25 protein-coding genes are annotated in these 20164 nt (G+C 37.9%); 15 read left to right on the forward strand and 10 right to left on the reverse strand.

Annotation, left to right across the window (positions count from 1 at the left end; genetic code table 11):
* Positions 1-15: 15 nt before the first annotated feature.
* Positions 16-171, reverse strand: coding sequence for a hypothetical protein (locus tag V7077_RS25845; protein ID WP_335507289.1), 156 nt, complete (start codon positions 169-171; stop codon positions 16-18).
* A 120-nt stretch (positions 172-291) separates the two neighbouring features.
* Positions 292-855 (reverse strand): DUF421 domain-containing protein, encoded by a 564-nt coding sequence (locus tag V7077_RS25850; protein ID WP_335507291.1) that lies wholly within the window; start codon positions 853-855, stop codon positions 292-294.
* A 318-nt stretch (positions 856-1173) separates the two neighbouring features.
* Between V7077_RS25850 and fbpA the strand changes: the two genes are divergently transcribed.
* Positions 1174-1341 (forward strand): Fur-regulated basic protein FbpA, encoded by a 168-nt coding sequence (gene fbpA / locus V7077_RS25855; protein WP_335507293.1) that lies wholly within the window; start codon positions 1174-1176, stop codon positions 1339-1341.
* A gap of 151 nt (positions 1342-1492) precedes the next feature.
* On the opposite strand, the gene crcB (V7077_RS25860) is transcribed toward fbpA, so the two are convergent.
* Positions 1493-1858 carry a fluoride efflux transporter CrcB gene (crcB, locus tag V7077_RS25860; protein WP_335507296.1) on the reverse strand — a complete coding sequence of 122 codons (366 nt, stop codon included), beginning with the start codon at positions 1856-1858 and terminating at the stop codon, positions 1493-1495.
* A complete protein-coding gene (gene crcB / locus V7077_RS25865; protein WP_335507298.1) occupies positions 1858-2247 on the reverse strand; it encodes a fluoride efflux transporter CrcB in 390 nt (129 codons plus the stop codon). Before crcB (V7077_RS25865) ends, crcB (V7077_RS25860) begins: the two co-directional genes overlap by 1 nt.
* A gap of 266 nt (positions 2248-2513) precedes the next feature.
* On the opposite strand from crcB (V7077_RS25865), the gene V7077_RS25870 reads away from it, so the two are divergent.
* The 3 genes from V7077_RS25870 (at position 2514) to V7077_RS25880 (ending at position 3839) form a co-directional block, all read left to right on the forward strand.
* A complete protein-coding gene (locus tag V7077_RS25870) occupies positions 2514-2645 on the forward strand; it encodes a hypothetical protein (RefSeq protein WP_335507300.1) in 132 nt (43 codons plus the stop codon).
* 223 nt (positions 2646-2868) lie between these two features.
* Positions 2869-3339, forward strand: coding sequence for a hypothetical protein (locus tag V7077_RS25875; protein ID WP_335507304.1), 471 nt, complete (start codon positions 2869-2871; stop codon positions 3337-3339).
* Positions 3339-3839: a hypothetical protein gene (locus tag V7077_RS25880; protein ID WP_335507306.1), complete on the forward strand. Its 501-nt coding sequence runs from the start codon at positions 3339-3341 to the stop codon at positions 3837-3839. The genes V7077_RS25875 and V7077_RS25880 overlap by 1 nt, the downstream gene beginning before the upstream one ends.
* Positions 3840-3952: 113 nt before the next feature.
* Here V7077_RS25880 and V7077_RS25885 read toward each other — a convergent pair whose 3' ends face one another.
* Entirely contained in the window at positions 3953-4471 is a 519-nt protein-coding gene (locus V7077_RS25885) for a DoxX family protein (protein WP_335507308.1), read from the reverse strand.
* Positions 4472-4733: 262 nt separating this feature from the next.
* On the opposite strand from V7077_RS25885, the gene V7077_RS25890 reads away from it, so the two are divergent.
* On the forward strand, positions 4734-5642 hold the full coding sequence (locus V7077_RS25890; protein WP_335507309.1) for a YIEGIA family protein: 909 nt from the start codon (positions 4734-4736) through the stop codon (positions 5640-5642).
* A 2-nt stretch (positions 5643-5644) separates the two neighbouring features.
* Positions 5645-5851, forward strand: coding sequence for a capping complex subunit for YIEGIA (locus V7077_RS25895; protein WP_335507311.1), 207 nt, complete (start codon positions 5645-5647; stop codon positions 5849-5851).
* 176 nt (positions 5852-6027) lie between these two features.
* Here V7077_RS25895 and V7077_RS25900 read toward each other — a convergent pair whose 3' ends face one another.
* The gene (locus tag V7077_RS25900) at positions 6028-6429 is read right to left on the reverse strand and encodes a GNAT family N-acetyltransferase (protein ID WP_335507313.1); all 402 of its coding nucleotides are present in this window, start codon (positions 6427-6429) and stop codon (positions 6028-6030) included.
* 118 nt (positions 6430-6547) lie between these two features.
* Between V7077_RS25900 and V7077_RS25905 the strand changes: the two genes are divergently transcribed.
* The gene (locus V7077_RS25905) at positions 6548-7954 is read left to right on the forward strand and encodes a PLP-dependent aminotransferase family protein (protein ID WP_335507315.1); all 1407 of its coding nucleotides are present in this window, start codon (positions 6548-6550) and stop codon (positions 7952-7954) included.
* A 17-nt stretch (positions 7955-7971) separates the two neighbouring features.
* Here V7077_RS25905 and V7077_RS25910 read toward each other — a convergent pair whose 3' ends face one another.
* On the reverse strand, positions 7972-8676 hold the full coding sequence (locus V7077_RS25910; RefSeq protein ID WP_335507318.1) for a polysaccharide deacetylase family protein: 705 nt from the start codon (positions 8674-8676) through the stop codon (positions 7972-7974).
* A gap of 27 nt (positions 8677-8703) precedes the next feature.
* Positions 8704-9402: a hypothetical protein gene (locus V7077_RS25915; protein ID WP_335507320.1), complete on the reverse strand. Its 699-nt coding sequence runs from the start codon at positions 9400-9402 to the stop codon at positions 8704-8706.
* Between the two features lie 219 nt (positions 9403-9621).
* Between V7077_RS25915 and V7077_RS25920 the strand changes: the two genes are divergently transcribed.
* The 5 genes from V7077_RS25920 (at position 9622) to V7077_RS25940 (ending at position 15677) form a co-directional block, all read left to right on the forward strand.
* A complete protein-coding gene (locus tag V7077_RS25920) occupies positions 9622-10920 on the forward strand; it encodes a VTT domain-containing protein (protein ID WP_335507322.1) in 1299 nt (432 codons plus the stop codon).
* Between the two features lie 260 nt (positions 10921-11180).
* Positions 11181-13589, forward strand: coding sequence for a nitrite reductase large subunit NirB (gene nirB, locus V7077_RS25925; RefSeq protein ID WP_335507324.1), 2409 nt, complete (start codon positions 11181-11183; stop codon positions 13587-13589).
* A gap of 16 nt (positions 13590-13605) precedes the next feature.
* Entirely contained in the window at positions 13606-13932 is a 327-nt protein-coding gene (gene nirD, locus V7077_RS25930; protein ID WP_335507326.1) for a nitrite reductase small subunit NirD, read from the forward strand.
* Positions 13933-14052: 120 nt separating this feature from the next.
* Complete coding sequence (cobA, locus tag V7077_RS25935) at positions 14053-14841, forward strand: uroporphyrinogen-III C-methyltransferase (protein ID WP_335507329.1); 789 nt, start codon at positions 14053-14055, stop codon at positions 14839-14841.
* 467 nt (positions 14842-15308) lie between these two features.
* Positions 15309-15677: a Gp49 family protein gene (locus tag V7077_RS25940; protein ID WP_335507331.1), complete on the forward strand. Its 369-nt coding sequence runs from the start codon at positions 15309-15311 to the stop codon at positions 15675-15677.
* A 118-nt stretch (positions 15678-15795) separates the two neighbouring features.
* Here the strand turns inward: V7077_RS25940 and V7077_RS25945 are convergent, their stop codons facing one another.
* Positions 15796-16002 carry a hypothetical protein gene (locus tag V7077_RS25945; protein WP_335507333.1) on the reverse strand — a complete coding sequence of 69 codons (207 nt, stop codon included), beginning with the start codon at positions 16000-16002 and terminating at the stop codon, positions 15796-15798.
* A 126-nt stretch (positions 16003-16128) separates the two neighbouring features.
* Between V7077_RS25945 and V7077_RS25950 the strand changes: the two genes are divergently transcribed.
* Positions 16129-17283, forward strand: coding sequence for a serine hydrolase domain-containing protein (locus V7077_RS25950; protein ID WP_335507335.1), 1155 nt, complete (start codon positions 16129-16131; stop codon positions 17281-17283).
* An 81-nt stretch (positions 17284-17364) separates the two neighbouring features.
* Positions 17365-18387 carry a DUF3231 family protein gene (locus V7077_RS25955; RefSeq protein ID WP_335507337.1) on the forward strand — a complete coding sequence of 341 codons (1023 nt, stop codon included), beginning with the start codon at positions 17365-17367 and terminating at the stop codon, positions 18385-18387.
* Between the two features lie 56 nt (positions 18388-18443).
* Here V7077_RS25955 and V7077_RS25960 read toward each other — a convergent pair whose 3' ends face one another.
* Positions 18444-19328 carry a sulfite exporter TauE/SafE family protein gene (locus tag V7077_RS25960; protein WP_335507339.1) on the reverse strand — a complete coding sequence of 295 codons (885 nt, stop codon included), beginning with the start codon at positions 19326-19328 and terminating at the stop codon, positions 18444-18446.
* Between the two features lie 179 nt (positions 19329-19507).
* On the opposite strand from V7077_RS25960, the gene V7077_RS25965 reads away from it, so the two are divergent.
* Positions 19508-19939: an RrF2 family transcriptional regulator gene (locus V7077_RS25965; protein WP_335507341.1), complete on the forward strand. Its 432-nt coding sequence runs from the start codon at positions 19508-19510 to the stop codon at positions 19937-19939.
* Positions 19940-20164 lie beyond the last annotated feature (225 nt).

Below are 20164 nucleotides of genomic sequence, written 5' to 3' on the forward strand. Positions count from 1 at the left end.
GATTTTTCTGATTTGCTATGATTGAAAATCAGAGGAATCGGTGTAATCGTAGCGAATCCCATCTCTTTGAGCATCCGTCATTTCTTTTACCTGCTCATTATTTGTTGAGTATTGAGCCTCTCCGTTAGGTTTTGATTGATGGTTTTGTTGTCGTTTATTTGACTTTGGCAATGATAGCCCTCCTATGTCGTATTCTCATACCTATTGTCTCAAGAAAATAACTTATTATTCCAAGATAAGTAGCTGCATTTACTATTCAAGCATAGACGCTGATTACTACCCCAAACGAAGCTAAACACCTGGTACTTTATTAAATAAATTATCCTGTTTCTTATTTAGGTCATTTTGTAAATATTCGTTTTGATTTTCTTTTATTAACTTCAATAGCTCCTCACGAGTAATCGGTTGCGCATGTTCCATCAGTTCATACCCTAATTCACCATCCGACTCAATCGTAGCCGTATTTACATTTGAAATAAATGAGATCCCTTTTTGCCGAAGTTTCATTTCTAACTGTTGAGTTGTCATTCGTAATTTTTTTAAGTTAGCACCGATAATTTGACCATTCCTTATAACCACCGTTGCATTTCCAGTTAAATAGCGTTGGATTGTATTAGATTTTATTTGAAGATATTGAAGAAAAATTAAATAAAGAATAAAAAAAGTTAAAATGAGAATAATTTGCCAGAATTTATGTTCCTTTATGGTGGCGTGCCCCATTGTGGTACCGATGGCTAAGATGATTACTACCTCCAGATTAGACATTTTAGCCATCGATTTTTTGCCAGCAATCCTCAATAACAGGGTACTTATAAAAAGTAGACCTAATGTTTCCAAAAGAAATGTAAAATTCATACTTCACCTCGAACAGTTTAACTTCTATGAATTATTTGCTGAACCTGAAAACAAGTTATCTATATTGTTTCCAGTTTTCCCAAAAAAACAGCCAATTTTCTTTTGTTAAGGTAAGTTAACAAATTTTTATAACGTCAGTGAGGATTCGGTCATTCGACAAATTCTTAGAATTTATTCTTTAAAACGACATCTGAAGGTGTGAAGGATATTCTTTTTGGGTAAATAAAAGTATGTAATATGGCAAAGGGGATAAATTAACCCTTTCATTATCTTCTTAACCTAAAAAACAGCCAGTATTTTGCAGGAGGTCACTTTCAAGTGGAAAATTTACTAAATAATGTAGGCCAATATAAAAAACAATACCTTATAAAAAGATTGATTCAATCGGGTGTCTATAAGAAAAATAACAAGCATTTGTATGAATGGACATTAACAGAATTAGAGGAAGAGTACTTCAGCTTAAAAAAAGAAAAAATTAATTCCTAAATAAGATGAAGGGATTAGTGGATTCCGAGGAATTTCTTAGTATTCTGCGGGATTTCAAGAAAATCCCGCTTAAACTTAAATTAATTTCGTGAACTTTAAAGATAATCACGCGCAACTTTGAGATAACTCCGCGAAACAATTAGTTCTCAATTTATTGGTACAAATGCCCTGCCCACATCCCGATAAATGCAAGGAAAATCCCCAAAGTGTAACTAATGGCTAAATAGAGGCCAAGCACTTTCCATTTTCGCTGAACGAATAATTGAACATTTTCCAGCTTAAAGGTAGAAAAAGTCGTAAAAGCCCCCATAAATCCAGTACCTACGAGCAAGCTCCAAGAACGACCGACATTTGCACCAAAAAGGAAGCCAAGCAAAAAAGAACCTAGTAAATTAATAATCAAAGTAGCAAGGGGAAAGGTTGTTGGGTGCCTGCCCTTAATAAGGTTACTGAGACCAAAACGCGACATGGCTCCGAAAAAACCTCCGACAGCCACCAGAATGATATTCAACTTCATCAATTTTCCACCTCTACTTTTCGTTCCATCCCCAATCGAAAGCCGAACCATGAGAATAAAAGACCGCCCCATAAACTAAGAAGAATATAAAAAATAGCTGTCCCCCATCTAGCCGAATTAAGCAAATGGACGGTCTCCACACTGAAGGTAGAAAAAGTAGTAAAAGAACCGATTAGTCCTGTTCCTAAAGCAGTGAGGACATGGGGATGAAGTGATTTAAATCTTGGTAAGAAATTTGTCAGCCAACCTAAGATAAAACTGCCAAGCATGTTTGTCATAAAGGTCGCTAATGGAAAGGCATGAAACCACCACTGGTTAAAATAAACGCCGATTAAATAACGTAAAATCGCTCCAATAATTCCGGCGATCCCAACTACAAAATATTTCAATTTTCCTCACTCCAATGTTCACTACCTAAAATAAAGGAACTCCCACCAGTATTTTCTGGCAGGAGTCATTACTCTTTCAACAATTTTGATATACTCCATTGCTTATTTGCATTTTATATGTGTATTTTAACAAAAGGAGTAGAGGCTGCCAAACCTTTTAATAGGAAAGGAAATAGCAAGTTGCGTGATTTCCAGTATAAACCACAAGACAAATGTAACCGCTTCCATTATAATAGGTAGTAATAATAGGAGAGGGGATACAGCAAATGGAACTTTTAATCGAACAATGTGAGCATAACCAGGCAGAAGAACCATGTGAAAAATGTACTCCGAACAATGACCGGGAAGAAACTATTGATATCTCAGAATATGATTATCATAAAAGATTGTGGTTTTGATTAACACATTAGTAGTGTCTTCCTTAAATACCATACCATATTAGCTTTCTCGATAAATGCATTCATAATTGAACGTGAGTGGCCTGTTTCCAAGGTTTCCTTTGGTACAGGCTTTTTTCTATTATTGACCTTGATCCCATATATGCTTAGTTTTAAAAGAAATTAAAGAATATATTTACAGCATAAGAAAATAATAATAATAAAAATTTTGGAGCTGGTGTAGATGGGGTTTGCCTTTTATTTCTTTGTCGCTTGGCTTATCACGGTTATTTTTACAGTTATGAAAAAAAGGCTTACATTTGTTGAGAACTCATTTGTATTTTTACTGATTCTTATAATTAGTATAAATTTCTCCTGGATTATTTCCTCAGAATTAATACTAGTTAAACTGTCAACGGAACCGTTAGATTATACAGCTTTTATGATTAACCGAAGCATCGGAATTCCATTTATTATTGTTGTAACGCTTAATCTTATGAAGAGTATTAATTCTATCGGAAAATCCTTATTAATTATGATTTGTTCCATTTTGATACAGGTAATCTTGGTGAAATTGGGAACAAATTTTGACGTTACGAATCGGGAGAATTGGAATATTATGTACGACATTATCTACTTTGCTCTACTTCACCTTTTTGCAGTTTATTCCTTAAAATTTTATCAGAAGCTTAAACAAAGTGAGGCGATTAGCTAATGAGAATGTGGGAGGTTTTTGATAAAAATGAGATATCCTTATTGATCATTTTGGTAGTTGCCTATATAGCCTATTTTCTACTGAATAAAAGGGTTAACCGACAAGTTAGAATACTGGGGTTGCTTTGGGGTATAACGATTGGGATTTTATTTGATTTTACAATCGGCGGTGGATTACTGGATTTCTATAGGATTAATGATTCGAACCATTATGAAGTGTTCGATATTTTTTATTATCTAGACTTTGGACCTTTTGGGTTTTTCTTTTTTTATTTCTATGAGCTCTTGCACATTAATAAAAAGACCTTTATTTTATTCACAGTTGCAGGGGCACTTGTTGGTGTAGGTGCTCAGTGGCTATTCACATGGCTAGATATCATAACACTGCAGAAAGGGTACCATCTAGTCTATTCCTTTCCCGTTTTTCTAGTTGTACTAACTGCTACAGGTGCTTTTTTTGAACAAGTAAGGAAAAGAGAACAAATTCTAGTGAAAAATTAATATTGTCGACCAAATTGAAAAGCTGCCATTGACAGCTTTTGTTCTCTTTAATTTGCGGAAAATGAAAAAGCAATGCAGCTACGGTCTGCATTGCTTTTTTTGAATGTAGTCAGTTACGCGCTGACTTTATGTTTTGCGTTACCAGCATCTTTTTTAGCCATTTTTCTGAAGAATGGAACCACCCAGCGGTCTAAACCGATTCTACCAGCGTTGTAGCCTGCTGTTAAGATGATAAAACCTAGGAAGATGTCTCTAGGGTTATGAGAAACTGTTCCTGCTAGGAAGAAAGAGAAGTTCATCACAAGTCCGAAGAACATGGCAGTAGTTGTTAAGCATCCTAAGATTAAGCCTAAGCCAATTAAAGTTTCACCTACAGGTACCACCACGTTGAAGATGTCAACGTTTGGCAATGCAATGTGCTTTAAGAAGTCGACATACCAGCCAAATACAACAGCGCCGTCTGGACCTTTTACAGGGTTAGCGATCGCTCCTTTTAAGAATCCAGAAGCATCAAATCCACCGCTAGTTAATTTTCCAATTCCTGCTGTGATCCAAGAATAACCAAGATATAAGCGTAAAACAGTTAGAATGACTGCTGAAATTTTATTCTCTCTTAAAAATTTGTTAAACATAAATGATTCCGCCCTTCGTTTTTTTGTTTTGTTCTTTATGGTTATAATATATACCTTTCCGTAGTAAATAACATGGCTATAGTAATAAGTTCACAGTTTGTTAGAAATGTTTTGACTGAAATTTGAACAAGGCTATTCCTCGTCAAACTACACATTATATTTTGAAAAATCTGGGAGTGATTTAAAAATTCTCTTTATTTTTTTTATATTTTTTCATGCTTCTCCTAACAATAGTAAAAAAGGAATATTGGGGGAATGTGTAATGGGTGGTCCGTTAGAAAGGGATCAGGTCGTTCTGATTGTAACATCGATCATTATTGGAACGTTGGCGCGTATTATCACAATCAAAGAAGATTTCAGACAGTATCCGAGTTATCCGAATGGCTACTTAATCCATTTAGTCTTAGGGTTTGTGGCGGCAGCTTTAGGCGCGGTTGCTATTCCAGCATTAATGACAAAAAATTTTATTGCTGTAACGTTTTTAACATTGGCCATCCAACAGTTTAGGGATGTCAGGAAATCGGAACGGGAGAGCTTAAAAGACTTAGAAAACACAGAATTTGCCTACCGTGGTGACGCCTATATTGATGGAATTTCCAAAACCTTTGAATCAAGAAATTATTTTTCCTTATTGGTTGCTTTAGGTACGGCCATCACCATTCAACTCGTAGACAGCAAATCAAGTTTAATTAATATTGTTTCTGGTTCGATTGTTGGTTTTATTCTTATTTATGCCTTAAAACGTTTTTCAAAAGGGAAGACAATTGGAGATATTGCTGAGGTAAAAGAAGGGAAAATTGAAGTTAAAAATCATGAGCTGTTTGTAGATGGAATCTATGTATCCAACCTCCTTGGGACAGAGAATGCTTCCAAGTTGTTTCAAGAGGAAGGGAGAGCTGTGGTGATCTATCCGAATAAGGAGCATGTACGTGTAACACTAGAGAATTTTGGTCAACGGCAGGCAGCCCTTTTTGAAGCTACTAAAACATTAGGCGTTAAGCGGTACCATTTTACGCGTAGAGATTTCAATGATGGACGGGTGGTCATTGCGTTAGTTCCGATTATTAATGACATTGATGGGTTAATTGAGGTAGTGAAGAAGACGCCGTTGCTTGAAAGCAGCAAGAAAAGTCCGGCTGTCATGAAGACCAATATGATGGGGAGGGAATAACGTTGGGAAGTGAAGCAGGCACAAAAGTGAATTATGATATCCTCGCACTTGTAACCTTGAATAAGGAACGAATCCTAGGAGGAAAACAGCTAACCTTGTTGGCGGGCGATGAACAGGAGCAGCAAACGATGACGGCGGATATTGCCAAAGCACTGAAGGCGGATGTGGTGAAAATGACGTCAGGTGATTATCTTGTTATAAGAGGATAAAGCGTTGTAATGAAGCCTTTATCGTGGTGGATGTGAGATAAAGGCTTTATTATGAATACATATATGGATATGTCAAAATTTTAATCAAAAAGCCTGCGTGAAGCTGATCTATGCAGGCTGAATTCATGATTCGACATCTAGAATGCTTCAGTGAGTTCTTCTTGTCTATCAGAATTCTATCCTTTCCGGGGAATGATATATCCATTTGTAACTTTATCAAATCCTATATGAGGATAATATTCCATCGCAGTTGGAGAGGCCAATAACAATAAGGTCACTTCCTCGCCAATTTGTTCTTGAACCAGTCTAACTAATTCCCTGCCAATGCTTTGATTCTGATACTCCTTATCAACCGCCAAGTCAGATAAATAACAGCAGTAGCTGAAATCGGTAATCGCTCGAGCGACCCCCACAAGTTTTTCATTTTCCCAAGCTGTAATAAGAAGGTCTGCCTTCTCAATCATTTTTTCTAAACGAGGTAAATCTTCATATGGTCTTTTAAGCCCTGATGTTCGAAAAATAGCAGATAATTCTTCCGGTGAAATCATTGCATTCACCTGAAATTTGATTGTTTCCATGTGTCCGTTCATCCCCTTTATTCTTTATACAAAAATTATATTTTATTGCTGATATGCCTAAAAGTGTCAGTTATAATATATTTAACCATGCCAGTTTCTTGTGGGAAGGAGGACGCAGATGCTTGAAGTTACCGTAGTATTAGAGAACAAAAGTAGTGAACCTTTATATCTACAACTTTACAACTATTTTAAACAGGAAATCCAAAATGGCACCATTAAACCTAGGGAAATGCTGCCATCGAAACGAAAACTTTCTCTGCACCTTGGAATTAGTCAAAATACAGTTGAAACCGCGTATCAACAATTATTGGCAGAAGGGTATGTGGACAGCGTTCCGCGAAAAGGAATCTTTGCAAATGAAATAAATACGGATTTGATTTTAAAACCCAGTATTGACTCATCAAAAAATTCGGAGGTTCTCAAAGAGGAAAGTGAGTCCTACCTCGTCGACTTTAGCCATGGACGAATCGCTCTTGAACATTTTCCATATACCATTTGGCGAAGGTTAACCATTGAAACTCTTTATGAAGATCAGAGTACCTTTTTTTTAAACGGAGATTGCCAAGGAGAGTTACCGCTTCGCGAGCAAATTGCTGCTTACTTATTTCAATCAAGAGGGGTAAAGTGTTCACCTGAACAGATTATCGTCGGGGCGGGAACACAATACTTAATTGGATTATTAACGATGATAATTGGCAGAGATGCCATTTTTTCGATGGAAGACCCTGGGTATCATCGAACAAGGGAGGCCTTTAAAGACCAAGGAGTGAACGTAATCCCCATCCCACTGGATGATGACGGGATAAGCATGAAACATTTATATGAAAGTAAAGCACAAATAACCTATGTCACGCCTTCCCATCAATTTCCGATTGGAATGGTCATGCCGATTACAAGAAGAATGGAATTGTTAAAATGGGCGGAGGAAAAGGACGGGTACATAATCGAAGACGATTATGATGGCGAATTCCGTTATAGAGGTAAACCGATTTCCTCCCTGCAAGGGTTAGACCCCAATGGAAAGGTTATTTATTTAGGGACCTTTTCTAAATCCTTGATTCCCTCGATTCGGATTAACTATATGGTGTTACCAATGACATTACTTAAAACGTATAACAATCATTTTTCCCTTTATAAGCAGACGGTGTCCCGCTTACATCAACACACATTATGGAATTTTATGAAAGAGGGGCATTGGGAAAGGCATCTAAATAAAATGCGAACGGCTTATCGTAAAAAACAACAGACATTAATCAGCTCCATTAAGAAAAATTTAGGTGACCAAGTCAGAATTATTGGGGATGATTCAGGGCTGCACATATTATTAAGTGTTCAAAATGCTATGTTAGAAAAAGAATTAATCGTAAAAGCAAAAAAGGAAAAAGTAAAAGTCTATCCATCTTCTGTTTATTACCAGGATTTGAACTCAAACAAACGACCAATGGTCTTATTAGGTTTTGGCGGACTATCTGAAAGTGAAATTGAACAAGGTATTTTATTATTAAAAAGGGCTTGGAAATTATAACTCGATTCCAAGCCCGACTATTCATTTATTGCCTGAAGTTCGTTTACGGTAACAAATTGGTAACCTTTATTTGATAGTGACTGTAAAATTCCTTTAATCGTTTTTAATTCTTCACCGGACTTATCATACATAGGGTGAAGCAAGATAATGGAACCAGGCTTCACATTTTTCTCCACATAATTTACTTTATCCATTGTGGAAGAATAGTAACTGTCTGGTTCCATACTCCAAGTAATAGTGTCTCTATTATGTTTGTTTAAGTAGTAGGGTAATCCTACAAGTTTCTTGCCATTAGGAGGGCGGAAATCAATTTCACCTTGAAAGCCTGCTTGTCGGATTAATTGGTCTGTTTTTCTAATTTCCACTTGAATGTAAGAAGGGGATTTAAAAACCATTCGCTTATGAGAATAAGAATGATTTCCAATTTGATGTCCCGCAGCAGCGATTCTTTTCGCTTCAGCAGGATTTTTATTGATTTCATTTCCGATTAAAAAAAAGGTCGCTTTTGCGTTGTATGCTTTTAATATGGGTAGAATGTCTTCTACATTTTTTGTTGGCCCATCATCAAAAGTTAAAGCAACAACCTTTTGCTTAGTGCATACCTGATAGGTTAGTCCCCCGAACAACTGAATGGTTCTGGAATTCATTAATTTATAGGTTCCAAATAATAAAAAGACAACAAACACGACGATTAAGCCGATTACTGCTGATTTCTTTTTCATAGTTCACCGTTTCTTTTTCAATATAATTTAATTAGGGAAAAAGGCTTGGATATCATTTGATATTATCGCGGTTTCATTGGGAAACCAGTAATAGGTATAACCATCATACTGCAGGTTTTGCAAGCAAGCAATTGCTTCACCTGTGTAAAAGACCACTTGGTAAAAAAGGGGATCACCCTTTTCAGTATTCGGCTCGAAGTTGGGGGATTCTTTACTGTTCTTAAAGAACTGAATAAAGTGAGATATTTGTACTGAATTGTTTAGTTCAGTTAAGCGTCCCTTGGTGTTTGCTGGCTTGAGTTGGTAGATTTCAATTTTATTCACCTTTTCGACCGGCATATCTTGAAAAAGCCACCGATATTTTTTGCTTTCTCTGGAATAGTAAACACTATACCCATTGATGGAATCTGAAGATTTTAGGGCAATTATATTTGGTTCTCCTTTAATTGAATAAATAGGTGTGCCTTTCTCGTGAAAAGCAGCATCACCATCTTTTGTTTTATATTCAGGATCGGAAACATGATCGGCTACCTGAAACTTTACCTCACCGATTTTCTTATCAAGAAAACGTTTATCTGCTAATACCCCGTTAAAAATCCCATCATACTCTACTCCATTCCACTTCACAAAGTCCACCCAGTCAATAACGGTGTCTTGGTGGAGGGGAGAACGGCAGCCTGTTAAGCTCAACATTAACAGTAGACAAACACTAAGCAATTTTCGCACTTTATCACCTCTTATCTTTATTGACGGATTTTAGGGGTTTTGGTTCCATTTTTTTACTAGTTATTTTCATGGGCATCCTAATATTCCTTTTCTTAATAATGGATTAATAATCCCTTAAAATCCGAAATATGTTCCTTTTCTGTGATACATTGTTTAAGAGAAACAAGGGAGGGTAAGTAAAACATTAGTAGCCCTTTTTGGTAACTTGGAGGCATTTAAATGTCATATTTAATCACATTATTTGAACAACACAGTTATTTAATCACAATATTTGAACAACACAGTTATTTGATCTTATTTTTGGGGATTTTTTTAGAACTGATGGCCGTTCCTATATCAGGTGAATTTTTGATGAGCTATGCAGGCTATTTTGTCTATCAGGGAAAAATGAATTATCTTTTGGCCCTTCTAACCGTCCTGGTATCGGGTGGAGTCGGGATTACGGCTACTTATTGGATTGGACGAGCAGGAGGATATAGGCTTATTGAAAAATACGGCAAGTATATTCATCTTGGTCCCGAACGGTATAAAAAAACAGCTGCCTGGTTCGAACGGTCAGGGAGTAAATTATTAATTTTTGCTTATTTCATTCCAGGCATCAGGCATTTCACCGGGTATATTTCTGGGATTTCGCGAATGTCATTTCGCAAATTTATTATTCCAGCCTATCTGGGTTCGTTTTTATGGGGAATCTGTTTTATCACATTAGGAACAGTATTAGGACCACGCTGGGAGGTTTTTCACCAAGCGGCAAGAAGGTATTTCATTATTTTTATTATTGTTTTTGCAATATTGATGGTAGGATTTCTCGCTTTCCGATTTTATAAAAATAGCATTAAGGAATTCTTTATTCGCTTTTTATCTAGTTTGGTGCATCGCCTTAAGACAATTAGAAACACGGAGATTTTTCTCATTTTTCTGACGATCGCCTTAATTGGGTTGATCGTTCTTATGCTGGGGTTGGCTCAAGACTATTTAAATGATGAGTTTACACAGTTCAATGATCTGGCTGAATATCTGGTTCATACTACTGTTTATAGGGGCTGGCTCAAGGTATTTTTAATTTTTCAATCACCTTATGCAGTAGGAGTAATGATCGCTGCAGCTGTTTTCCGTATCTGGCAAAATGACAGGAATCGGATCCTAGAATACCTTCTTCTAATTGTTTCGATTTTAGGAGTTAGGATCTTTCATGAAACCATCATGCGAATATTTTTAAAGCTGGAAATAACAGGGTTTGTAGGGAAATTCCATTCGGCTAATTTTCCAGATATTAATGCTGCTCTATTAATCGTTTTGTATGGAACCACCATATTCTTATTGGTCCGTCATTCGAAAAAGAATTACATTCCTATCAGTATTCTGATGATTGGCGTCACCTTAATAATTGGTATTGCTGGAGCCAATATTGAAACAACCCATGTCCTCCCGAGTGATATCATGGGTGGATATGTCTATGGCGGAGCTTGGATGTTTTTTAACTTTTTGTTATTTGAAATGTTTCGGCTTATGGTTTAAAAATAATGTAATATTATTATTTGTATTAAAATCTCCGCCTAAAGTGGAGATTTTTCCTTTTACTTTGTTTTCCCCTGATTTAGTAGAATGAAAATTTTATAAAAATGGAATCGTTATCAATGCGTTAGTAACAGGACTTTTCGATGTTTTAGAAACTTAAAGCAATAAAATAGCATGATAGAAAACCTTCCAAACTTATGTTAATAAAACTTTCATCGTGATATAAAAAACACATGCAAAGTTTAGGGAGGGAATTTCACTTGATCAAACAAAAACTTATACTTATTGGAAATGGTATGGCAGGGGTTCGAGCCATTGAAGAAGTGTTGAAAATTAAAATGGACGAATTTGAAATAACGATTTTTGGAAGTGAACCACATCCAAACTATAACCGAATTCAGTTATCAACGGTTTTACAAGGAGGTACTTCCGTTAAGGATATCACATTAAATGACAATCAGTGGTATGAGGACAACGGAATCACTCTTTTTACAGGGGAAACGGTTGTATCTATTGATAAGGAAAGACAAGTGGTCATGACTGATAAAGGAAGAATCGAACCGTATGACAAATTAATCATTGCAACCGGATCGAATCCGTTCATGCTGCCGTTACCTGGGGCAGATAAAGAAGGTGTGACGGCCTTCCGAAATATCAAGGACTGCGAAAAAATGATTGAATATTCGAAACAATATAAAAAGGCTGCCGTTATTGGTGGCGGACTACTTGGACTTGAAGCCGCTCGTGGATTATTAAATCTAGGGATGGAAGTCGACGTCATTCACATCTTTGACTACTTGATGGAACGACAATTAGACCGAACTGCAGGGAAACTTTTACAAACGGAACTGGAAAAGCAGGGAATGAATTTTCTGCTAGAAAAACATACCGCTGAGATCCTCGGAAAGAAACATGTAACAGGCATTAAATTTAAAGATGGCAGTAAGATTAAAGCCGATTTAGTTGTCATGGCGGTTGGGATTAAACCCAATATTGAATTAGCTCAAAAAGCCGGACTATCGGTTAACCGCGGAATTATCGTGAATGATTATTTAGAAACGGATACTCCTGATATTTATGCAGTTGGGGAATGTGCTGAACATCGAGGCACTGCCTATGGCTTAGTGGCACCCCTATATCAGCAGGCACAAGTGTTAGCGAAGCGAATTTGTGGAATAGATAATGACGGTTATCACGGTTCCGTCCTTTCTACTCAGTTAAAAGTGTCCGGCGTTGATGTATTTTCATCAGGAAAAATAAATGAGGATGAGGGCACAAAAGTATATAAAATGTACGATGATTGGAGCGGGGTTTATAAAAAAGTTCTAATTGAAAATGGGAAAATTGCTGGTGCCGTCCTGTTCGGCGAGACAAAGGATGGAAACCAACTCTTAAGTCTTATTAAAATAGGCGCAAGTATTGAGGATTATTTAGTAACCTCCAAAAGTCAGCCGTCAGAAGGTAGCCTTGTGGCTGAGATGGCAGATGAAGAAATCATTTGCGGCTGTAATGGTGTCAGCAAAGGTACCATTGTTGAAGCGATTCGAACTCAAGGTCTTACTTCGGTCGACCAAGTAAAGGGCTGCACCAATGCTTCCCGTTCATGCGGCGGTTGTAAATCATTAGTGAACGATTTATTAGCTTGTACGCTCGGGGATGATTTTAAGGCGAATGAAAAAGAAGCCATTTGTGGCTGTACGACCTTATCCAGAGATGAACTAGTTGAGGAAATTCATGCAAAGCGATTGACACATATCCGTGAAGTGATGAATGTGCTGGGATGGAAAACAGATGGATGTTCCAAGTGTAAGCCGGCACTTAATTACTATCTGGGGATGATTTATCCAACGGAGTATCAGGATGAGAAAGAAGCCCGCTTTGTAAATGAAAGGCTCCATGCCAATATCCAAAAAGATGGTACTTACTCGGTTGTGCCAAGGATGTATGGCGGAGTAACGACGTCTGAGGACTTGCGAAAAATTGCGGACGTTGCCGATAAATACCAAGTTGGCACCATAAAAGTGACGGGCGGCCAGCGAATTGATTTACTTGGTGTGAAAAAGGATGATTTACCGAAGATTTGGGCCGAACTGGATATGCCATCTGGATCTGCTTATGCGAAAGGTTTGCGTACTGTCAAAACATGTGTCGGTGAAAGTTATTGCCGCTTTGGTACACAAGATTCGATTGGCTTAGGAATCCGATTGGAAAAGAAATTTGAAGGATTAAACACTCCGCATAAAGTCAAAATGGCGGTCTCCGCTTGTCCGAGAAACTGTGCCGAAAGCGGGATTAAAGACGTTGGCGTTGTTGGCACTGATGGGGCATGGGAAATGTATGTAGGCGGAAATGGCGGTACCCATCTTCGTGCAGCTGATTTGTTATTCAAGTTCAAAACGGATGATGGGCTTGTCGAAATGATCGGGGCATACCTCCAGTATTATCGTGAAACGGCCAATTATTTAGAAAGAACTTCTGCCTGGGTAGACCGCCTTGGACTTGATCATATTAAGGAAGTCCTATCGGATGCTGAAACGGTAAAAATGTTGAACTTCCGTATGGAAGAGGCACTTTCGATTGTTCAAGATCCATGGAAGGAAGCCATTGAAAATAAAACACTTTTAAGAGACTTATATGAAACGGTAAAAATTCCAACAGGTGTTAAATAAAAGGGGAGTGGCGTTCATGGAAGAGACAATTAAACGCGTTTTAATAGGAAGTACAGCAGATATGCCGAGAAAGTTAGGAAAAACAGCTGTTATCGGCAACACGGAAATTGCCGTTTTTCGATTAGAGAATGGAGACATTCGCGCAATTGAAAATCGCTGCCCTCATAAAGGAGGCGTTCTGGCAGAAGGAATTGTGAGTGGAGAGTTTGTTTTTTGCCCGATGCATGATTGGAAAATCTGCGTGACAGATGGGAGGGTTCAAGCACCTGATACAGGTTGTGTGAAATCTTTTCCGGTAGAGGTTATGGATGACCAAGTATTTATTTTAATAGGTGATGAGTGAGTTCTCTCTTCACGGACCTGTCCTTGTTTTTAACTCAGAGAAAAGTAGAGTCAAAGGCATTTATAGAGAACAAAATCAACAAAGGCAGCAGCGAGTCGATAATCGTCAGGAGGCGGAAGAATGGGGAAGGCCTATATTGTGGGAGCAGGTCCTGGTGACCCGGAATTAATTACAGTAAAGGCATTAAAGTGTATTCGAATGGCAGACGTCATTCTTTATGACCGCCTTGTCAATCGTGAGTTGCTTAATGAAGCAAAACGGAGTTGTGAGATTATCTTTTGTGGTAAACAACCCACACTGCACACGATGAAACAAGAAATCATTAATGATTTGTTAGTTCAATTTACGAGCCAAGGAAAAACAGTTGTTCGCCTGAAGGGTGGAGATCCATTTGTGTTTGGCAGGGGCGGGGAAGAGGCTGCAGCTTTAGCGAAACATGGACTTCCGTTTGAAGTAGTACCAGGTATTACAGCGGGAATTGCGGCCCCAGCCTATGCAGGGATTCCGATTACACACCGGGAGTATGGCAATTCGTTTGCAGTTGTAACAGGCCATTGCGCCAAAGGAAAACCTACTGACATTGATTGGGAAAGTTTGGGAAAGGCCGTTGATACAATTGCAATATATATGGGGATTGGCAACCTTTCATATATATGTCAGCAGCTGATTAGCCATGGGAAAATAGAGTATACACCTGTGGCGGTAATTGAGCAGGGGACACTGGCAGAACAGCGAACGGTTACAGGTACCTTGAGTTCTATTACAGCTATTGTTGAAAAAGAAGGCGTGCAGAACCCGGCCATGATTGTGGTAGGTGAGGTGGTACGATTCAGAGAGAAATTGCTTTCGTTTCAAGACAAGGCTTCGGTTCCTGATATGATAACAAATGAAGAAGTACTTGCATTGTAATTTTGGTAGGTAGAGGAGAGAATCTAAATTGGGTTTTCTCTTCTATTTTTGTAAGGTAAATCATACTTATTTGACTTTAGGTTAACTTAACAGAGGGTTAAAGCAAAACATCCACATATAGTTTTTGGGAAAATTAACAAAAAACAGGAATTATATTTTTTCATTGAATTACTATAAAAAACACCCTGCACCAATAAAGTGGTGTATTTATTAAATTGGAATACTGAACCGTTTCATCCCAATTTCTAAAAGTTAAATCAACCTGCAGAAATGTGGGTTTTTTAAGTTAATCAACTTTTCTTTCAAATTCTTCTTGTTGGAGAAAATTATGGTAAAAGATTTAATCCAGAAAGATTAAATTTCCATTAAACTGTCATTTATGTGTTATATGTCCACTATATTATATGAAATAATCGCATTGATAAATATGAGGAACAATAGTCACAGTTAAAAAGGGGATGGCGTAAATGGTGATTGAAAGTATATGTCCTAAATGTGGAGAGATTAATCAAGTAAAGGAGACTGGCGAAAAACTGCTTTTCGTAAAGTGCAAAAACAACCATTTTTATGACCACGTTGTAATCCCTTACTCCAGAATGGCAGAACTGAAAGATGATAAACGGAGGAAGCTCGAAGAAATGATTGTTGAGAGGAAGTTTCATCGCATGAGCGATAAGTCAACTATATGTCTGTTAATCTTTGAAAATGGTTATGAAGTGGAAGGACGCTCAACGGTCCGAGATAAAGCTGATTTTCGTATGGTCATTGGCAAGGATAAAGCCTATGAACAAGCATTAAAAAAGGCCATGGTAGCACTAGGTGCTTTTTTAGTATAAAGGCCAAGTGTTTTCTTTTTTAAAAATTGAAGATCAGAATAATATAGATAAATGGTAAGTAAATTGGAAAACTTATAAAAAGGGGGTGACCTAAAAGTATTCATTTGGGACACCTTCTTCATGTGTTTAAATGATCTTTCAGCCCTTCGGCATGTCCGTGGTTGTTATCAATCACTTCTTTTGCTAACTGGCGGATCACTGGGTCTAGGTCACCTCTAACTAATTCCTCCGAATATTGATTACCGCATTTTTTCATTCCGTGGATTGCATCTTCCATAATTGGATTCGTCTTATGCGAAATAATTGATTTATACATAGAGCTCATTAGTCATTTCTTCCCTCCTATAGAGTTGTTGAATCTTTTGTATTCGAAAAAATTAGATTAATAAATCTATAAATATACTAACAAATAAGTTACTATAATAGTAAAAGCGTGCAAAGGAGAAGTTGATTGAAAACAATCCCTCATTTACAACCATTACTTAGAAGTTTTGTTGAAAAAGGACCAGTGGGATGTGCATGTGCTGTCTTTCATCAAAATGAACAAGTCTTTGAAGACTATGTCGGTTATGCCGATCTCGAAACAAAGAAACCGATTACCCCTGATACCATTTATCGAATTTATTCGATGAGTAAAGTAGTTACTTGTGCTGCCGCGTTAATGCTATATGAAAGAGGATTATTTCTATTAGAGGATCCGCTCGAGGAATACCTTCCTGAGTTTAAAAACCCTCAAGTGTATCGTGAGGGTGAAAATGGAGAAATTTTTGTAACACCTGCTGCCCATTCAATTCGTGTCAAAGACTTGTTCACCATGACTTCCGGGTTAACGTATGAAGGTGAAGCGACTGAAACAGAACGACAAGTCAAAAAGGCGATGAAAACGTTACAAAAAGAGGGTACTTTCTCTGTTAGAGCGTTATCGAGAGCTTTAGCCGATATTCCGTTAGCTTTCGATCCAGGATCACAATGGCGATACGGGCTAAGTCACGATGTGCTGGGGGCATTCATTGAAGCGGTGTCAGGAAAATCTTTTGGGCAATTTTTACGAGACGAAATTTTTCAACCGCTTTCAATGGAAAATACTTTTTTCAAGATTCCTGAAGATAAAAAGAATCGTTTATCCAGTTTATATAATTGGAAGGAACCAGGCGTTTTGCAGAAAAATAATCAAATGGACGCAGAATTTCAACTAGGCACGCAATTTGAAAGCGGGGGCGGAGGTCTGTTGTCGACTTTGAATGATTATAGTCGCTTTGCTCATATGCTGGCCAACGGTGGGACACTCGACGGTGAACGAATCCTCGGAGCTAAAACGGTCGAATTAATGGGCATGAATCATCTTCATCCGCAGCAAGTCTCTACGTTCAATTGGGAGCACTTAAAGGGCTATGGCTATGGTTTAGGGGTAAGGGTGATGATGGACCCGGCCCTTGCGGGAAGCAATAGTTCCATTGGGGAATTCGGGTGGATGGGAATGGCAGGAACCTGGGTCATGATTGATCCAAAAGAGCAGCTTTCTGCTGTTTATATGCATCAGCTATTGCCCAATTTTGAAACCTATACTCAGCCTAGACTGCGTAATGTCATTTATGGAGCGTTGTAAACCTGGTTATTAACATTATTTCCGAATAATTTTGTAAGAAATTGGTAAGCATAGGCTTATAACTGGTAAAGGAAGAATGTTATGGAGCCAACCCGTATTCAACTTACTGCATCTGAAATATCAAGTCTTTGGACTCAATATATGTTTGATTCTATGTCTATTTGTTTTATTAAGTATGCATTAGAACATCTAGAAGACCAAGATATTATTGAGATCTACGAATTATCTCTAAAGTTTTCCGAACGACATGTCCAAAAAGCCAAGGAGTTTTTTAATGGTGAAAATTATCCGATTCCACAGGGGTTTTCAGATAAGGATGTAAACATTAAGGCCCCACGTTTGTTTTTGGACCCTTTCTACCTTTATTATATGTATATTATGTCATTGCAGGGCCTGACAGGATATGCCCTTTCTGTTGGAACTTCCATCAGAGCGGACCTGCGAAAATATTATATCGAATGTAATATTGAAACCATGAATCTATTTGAAAAAACAATTGATACGATGCTGACAAAAGGAATTTACTCGCGACCGCCCATTTTGCCTGCACCTGAATCGGTTGATTATGTCAAACATCAAAGTTTTTTAACAGGCTGGTTCGGACAACGCCGTCCACTTACAGGCATGGAAATTGGCGATATCACCTTTAATATGAATAAGATGCATATGCATGTTGCCCTTAAGGTGGGGTTTAGTCAAGTAGTGGAATCTAAAAAGGTGCGCCAATTTGTCAAAAGAGGTGCGGAAATTTCCAATAAGCACATTGCCACTTTTGAACAAATATTTCGGGAAGAAAAACTGAATTCACCTATCTCATGGCAATCCTATGTGACAAATTCAACCGTTTCTCCTTTTTCCGATAAATGGGTTATGTATCAAATCCTGCTATCTACGCAAATTGCCATTGCCTTCTATGGATCGGCTTTAAGTGTAACAAATAGAAGGGACCTTGCTGAAAAATATATAGGACTGTCGAGCGAATTAATCAGACTTGCAGAAGACGGGATGAGTTTGATGATTGAGCTAGGTTGGTTGGAAGAGCCGCCTAAAGCATCTGACCGCCGGGCACTCACTCAAGGAAAAAAGGAAGGCATTGACGGTTAAATATGTAGAGAATAAAGACCCATCATGAGCGTTTGTACTCTGATGGGCCTTCTTATTTATTCAGCTAATTGTTTACGATAGCTATTTCTTTTAATTTTTACACTTACATTTACAACGGCTGCGAGCCAAAGGACGGTAAGGAATAGGTATGTGACTAGGCTTACTGTGTGAGAAGCTTGTAAGGCTCCTAAAAGCGTTCTGATATTAGTGATAATAATAATTCCGCCCACTAGCGTTCCTAACAAATTCGTTGGAATAATCTTTACTAAAAATGCGGCGATAGGAGCTGCGATAATACCGCCGATCATTAAGGCTATCACCCATTGAATATTAATTTGAGTCCAGCCTAACGTTAATAAGAACCCTAATGTCGAGGAAATCGCAATTGCAAATTCACTTGTATCGACTGAACCAATGACTTTTCTTGGCTCCATTTCGCTGCTGGTTAACAAGACCGGTGTGGCAATAGGTCCCCAGCCCCCTCCGCCTGTGGCATCAAAAAATCCAGCGATAAAGCCTAAAGGAATCAATTGTTTTTTTCCTAATTTTTTCCCCGACAATTTATTGGTTGGATTAAATTTAAACAAAAACCGATAAATCACATAAACACCTAACATAAATAGAAAAATGGAAACATAAGGCTTTATAATATCCCCTGGGATACTGCCCAGAAAACAAGCACCGATAAAGGCTCCGATTGAGCCAGGGATTATTAATTTGTAGACAACGCTTTTATCTACGTTTCCAAATCGAATGTGAGATACACCTGATGCTGCCGTTGTTACCACCTCTGCCATGTGGACTGAGGCTGAAGCAACAGCTGGGGCAATTCCAAACATAAGCAATAAAGAAGTGGACGTAACTCCATAGGCCATCCCGAGAGATCCATCTACTAACTGCGCGGCTAACCCAATTAGGGCAAGTACGACTAACCTCCTCATAAAAAAGCTCTCCTTTTTATATATTTCCTGAATAGACTAGTTAAGAAGAATAATAAGACAATTGTAATTGTCGACTAATCCAATCAAGTTTCTAACTTACGATATGAACGGACAAAATTTTGGGTTCTTTTTAATAGTAAAAATGGGTAATTGCCTAGATATAGAAGGAGAGAGGTAAAATGAAAATTTCTAGTCGCGGAGAATATGCCTTAAGGGCACTGATTTGTTTGGGGAAAAATGAACATGACCTAACTTCCATTGGGGATATATCAGAACAGACTTTAGTGCCGATGAATTACTTAGAACAACTTCTGCTTCAGTTGAAGAGAAATGGTTACGTTCAAAGCAAACGAGGGGTGAACGGGGGATATAAGCTGAGTAAAGCTCCTAGTGAAATTATCATTGGTGAAGTGATTCGTAATTTAGAAGGCCCCTTGGCTCCAATGGGTTGTGTAAGTATTACCTCCTATGAGAGCTGCCCCCTTGAGGAGGGGTGTCATTTAAAACCTTTATGGGCGCTTGTTCGGGATACAGTGGCGAAGCTATTGGATCAAACGACGTTAAAGGATTTATTGGACGGGAATGGGTACGCGCCTGATAAACTAGTTTAGCAGGTTAAAAGAATCTTAAAATAACATTATAAAGTTCAGATGACCGTTAAAAACAAAAGGAAGAACGCTTGCCACCGAGTAAAATCTAACGGTAAAATGGATTGAATCTAGTATTATTGTTCAATCTTGGAGGAAAAAAGAATGGTACAAATACGAAATGTTAAAAAAAAGGATTTAGCTGATTTAATCATTTTAGAAAATAGTTGCTTCTTAAAAGCTGAGGCA

It is taken from the genome of Neobacillus vireti, assembly GCF_036962465.1.
Lineage (GTDB): Bacteria > Bacillota > Bacilli > Bacillales > Cytobacillaceae > Neobacillus > Neobacillus vireti_B.

Bases quoted from the DNA above. Each gene is read 5' to 3' on its own strand.
- V7077_RS25960 (WP_335507339.1), bottom strand. From the start codon at position 19,328: ATGAGGAGGTTAGTCGTACTTGCCCTAATTGGGTTAGCCGCGCAGTTA.
- V7077_RS25900 (WP_335507313.1), bottom strand. From the start codon at position 6,429: ATGGAAACAATCAAATTTCAGGTGAATGCAATGATTTCACCGGAAGAA.
- V7077_RS25945 (WP_335507333.1), bottom strand. From the start codon at position 16,002: ATGAGCTCTATGTATAAATCAATTATTTCGCATAAGACGAATCCAATT.
- V7077_RS25890 (WP_335507309.1), top strand. From the start codon at position 4,734: ATGGGTGGTCCGTTAGAAAGGGATCAGGTCGTTCTGATTGTAACATCG.
- V7077_RS25905 (WP_335507315.1), top strand. From the start codon at position 6,548: ATGCTTGAAGTTACCGTAGTATTAGAGAACAAAAGTAGTGAACCTTTA.
- V7077_RS25870 (WP_335507300.1), top strand. From the start codon at position 2,514: ATGGAACTTTTAATCGAACAATGTGAGCATAACCAGGCAGAAGAACCA.
- V7077_RS25920 (WP_335507322.1), top strand. From the start codon at position 9,622: ATGTCATATTTAATCACATTATTTGAACAACACAGTTATTTAATCACA.
- V7077_RS25940 (WP_335507331.1), top strand. From the start codon at position 15,309: ATGGTGATTGAAAGTATATGTCCTAAATGTGGAGAGATTAATCAAGTA.
- V7077_RS25880 (WP_335507306.1), top strand. From the start codon at position 3,339: ATGAGAATGTGGGAGGTTTTTGATAAAAATGAGATATCCTTATTGATC.
- cobA (WP_335507329.1), top strand. From the start codon at position 14,053: ATGGGGAAGGCCTATATTGTGGGAGCAGGTCCTGGTGACCCGGAATTA.
- V7077_RS25850 (WP_335507291.1), bottom strand. From the start codon at position 855: ATGAATTTTACATTTCTTTTGGAAACATTAGGTCTACTTTTTATAAGT.
- V7077_RS25955 (WP_335507337.1), top strand. From the start codon at position 17,365: ATGGAGCCAACCCGTATTCAACTTACTGCATCTGAAATATCAAGTCTT.
- V7077_RS25875 (WP_335507304.1), top strand. From the start codon at position 2,869: ATGGGGTTTGCCTTTTATTTCTTTGTCGCTTGGCTTATCACGGTTATT.
- crcB (WP_335507296.1), bottom strand. From the start codon at position 1,858: ATGAAGTTGAATATCATTCTGGTGGCTGTCGGAGGTTTTTTCGGAGCC.
- V7077_RS25910 (WP_335507318.1), bottom strand. From the start codon at position 8,676: ATGAAAAAGAAATCAGCAGTAATCGGCTTAATCGTCGTGTTTGTTGTC.
- V7077_RS25885 (WP_335507308.1), bottom strand. From the start codon at position 4,471: ATGTTTAACAAATTTTTAAGAGAGAATAAAATTTCAGCAGTCATTCTA.
- V7077_RS25965 (WP_335507341.1), top strand. From the start codon at position 19,508: ATGAAAATTTCTAGTCGCGGAGAATATGCCTTAAGGGCACTGATTTGT.
- nirD (WP_335507326.1), top strand. From the start codon at position 13,606: ATGGAAGAGACAATTAAACGCGTTTTAATAGGAAGTACAGCAGATATG.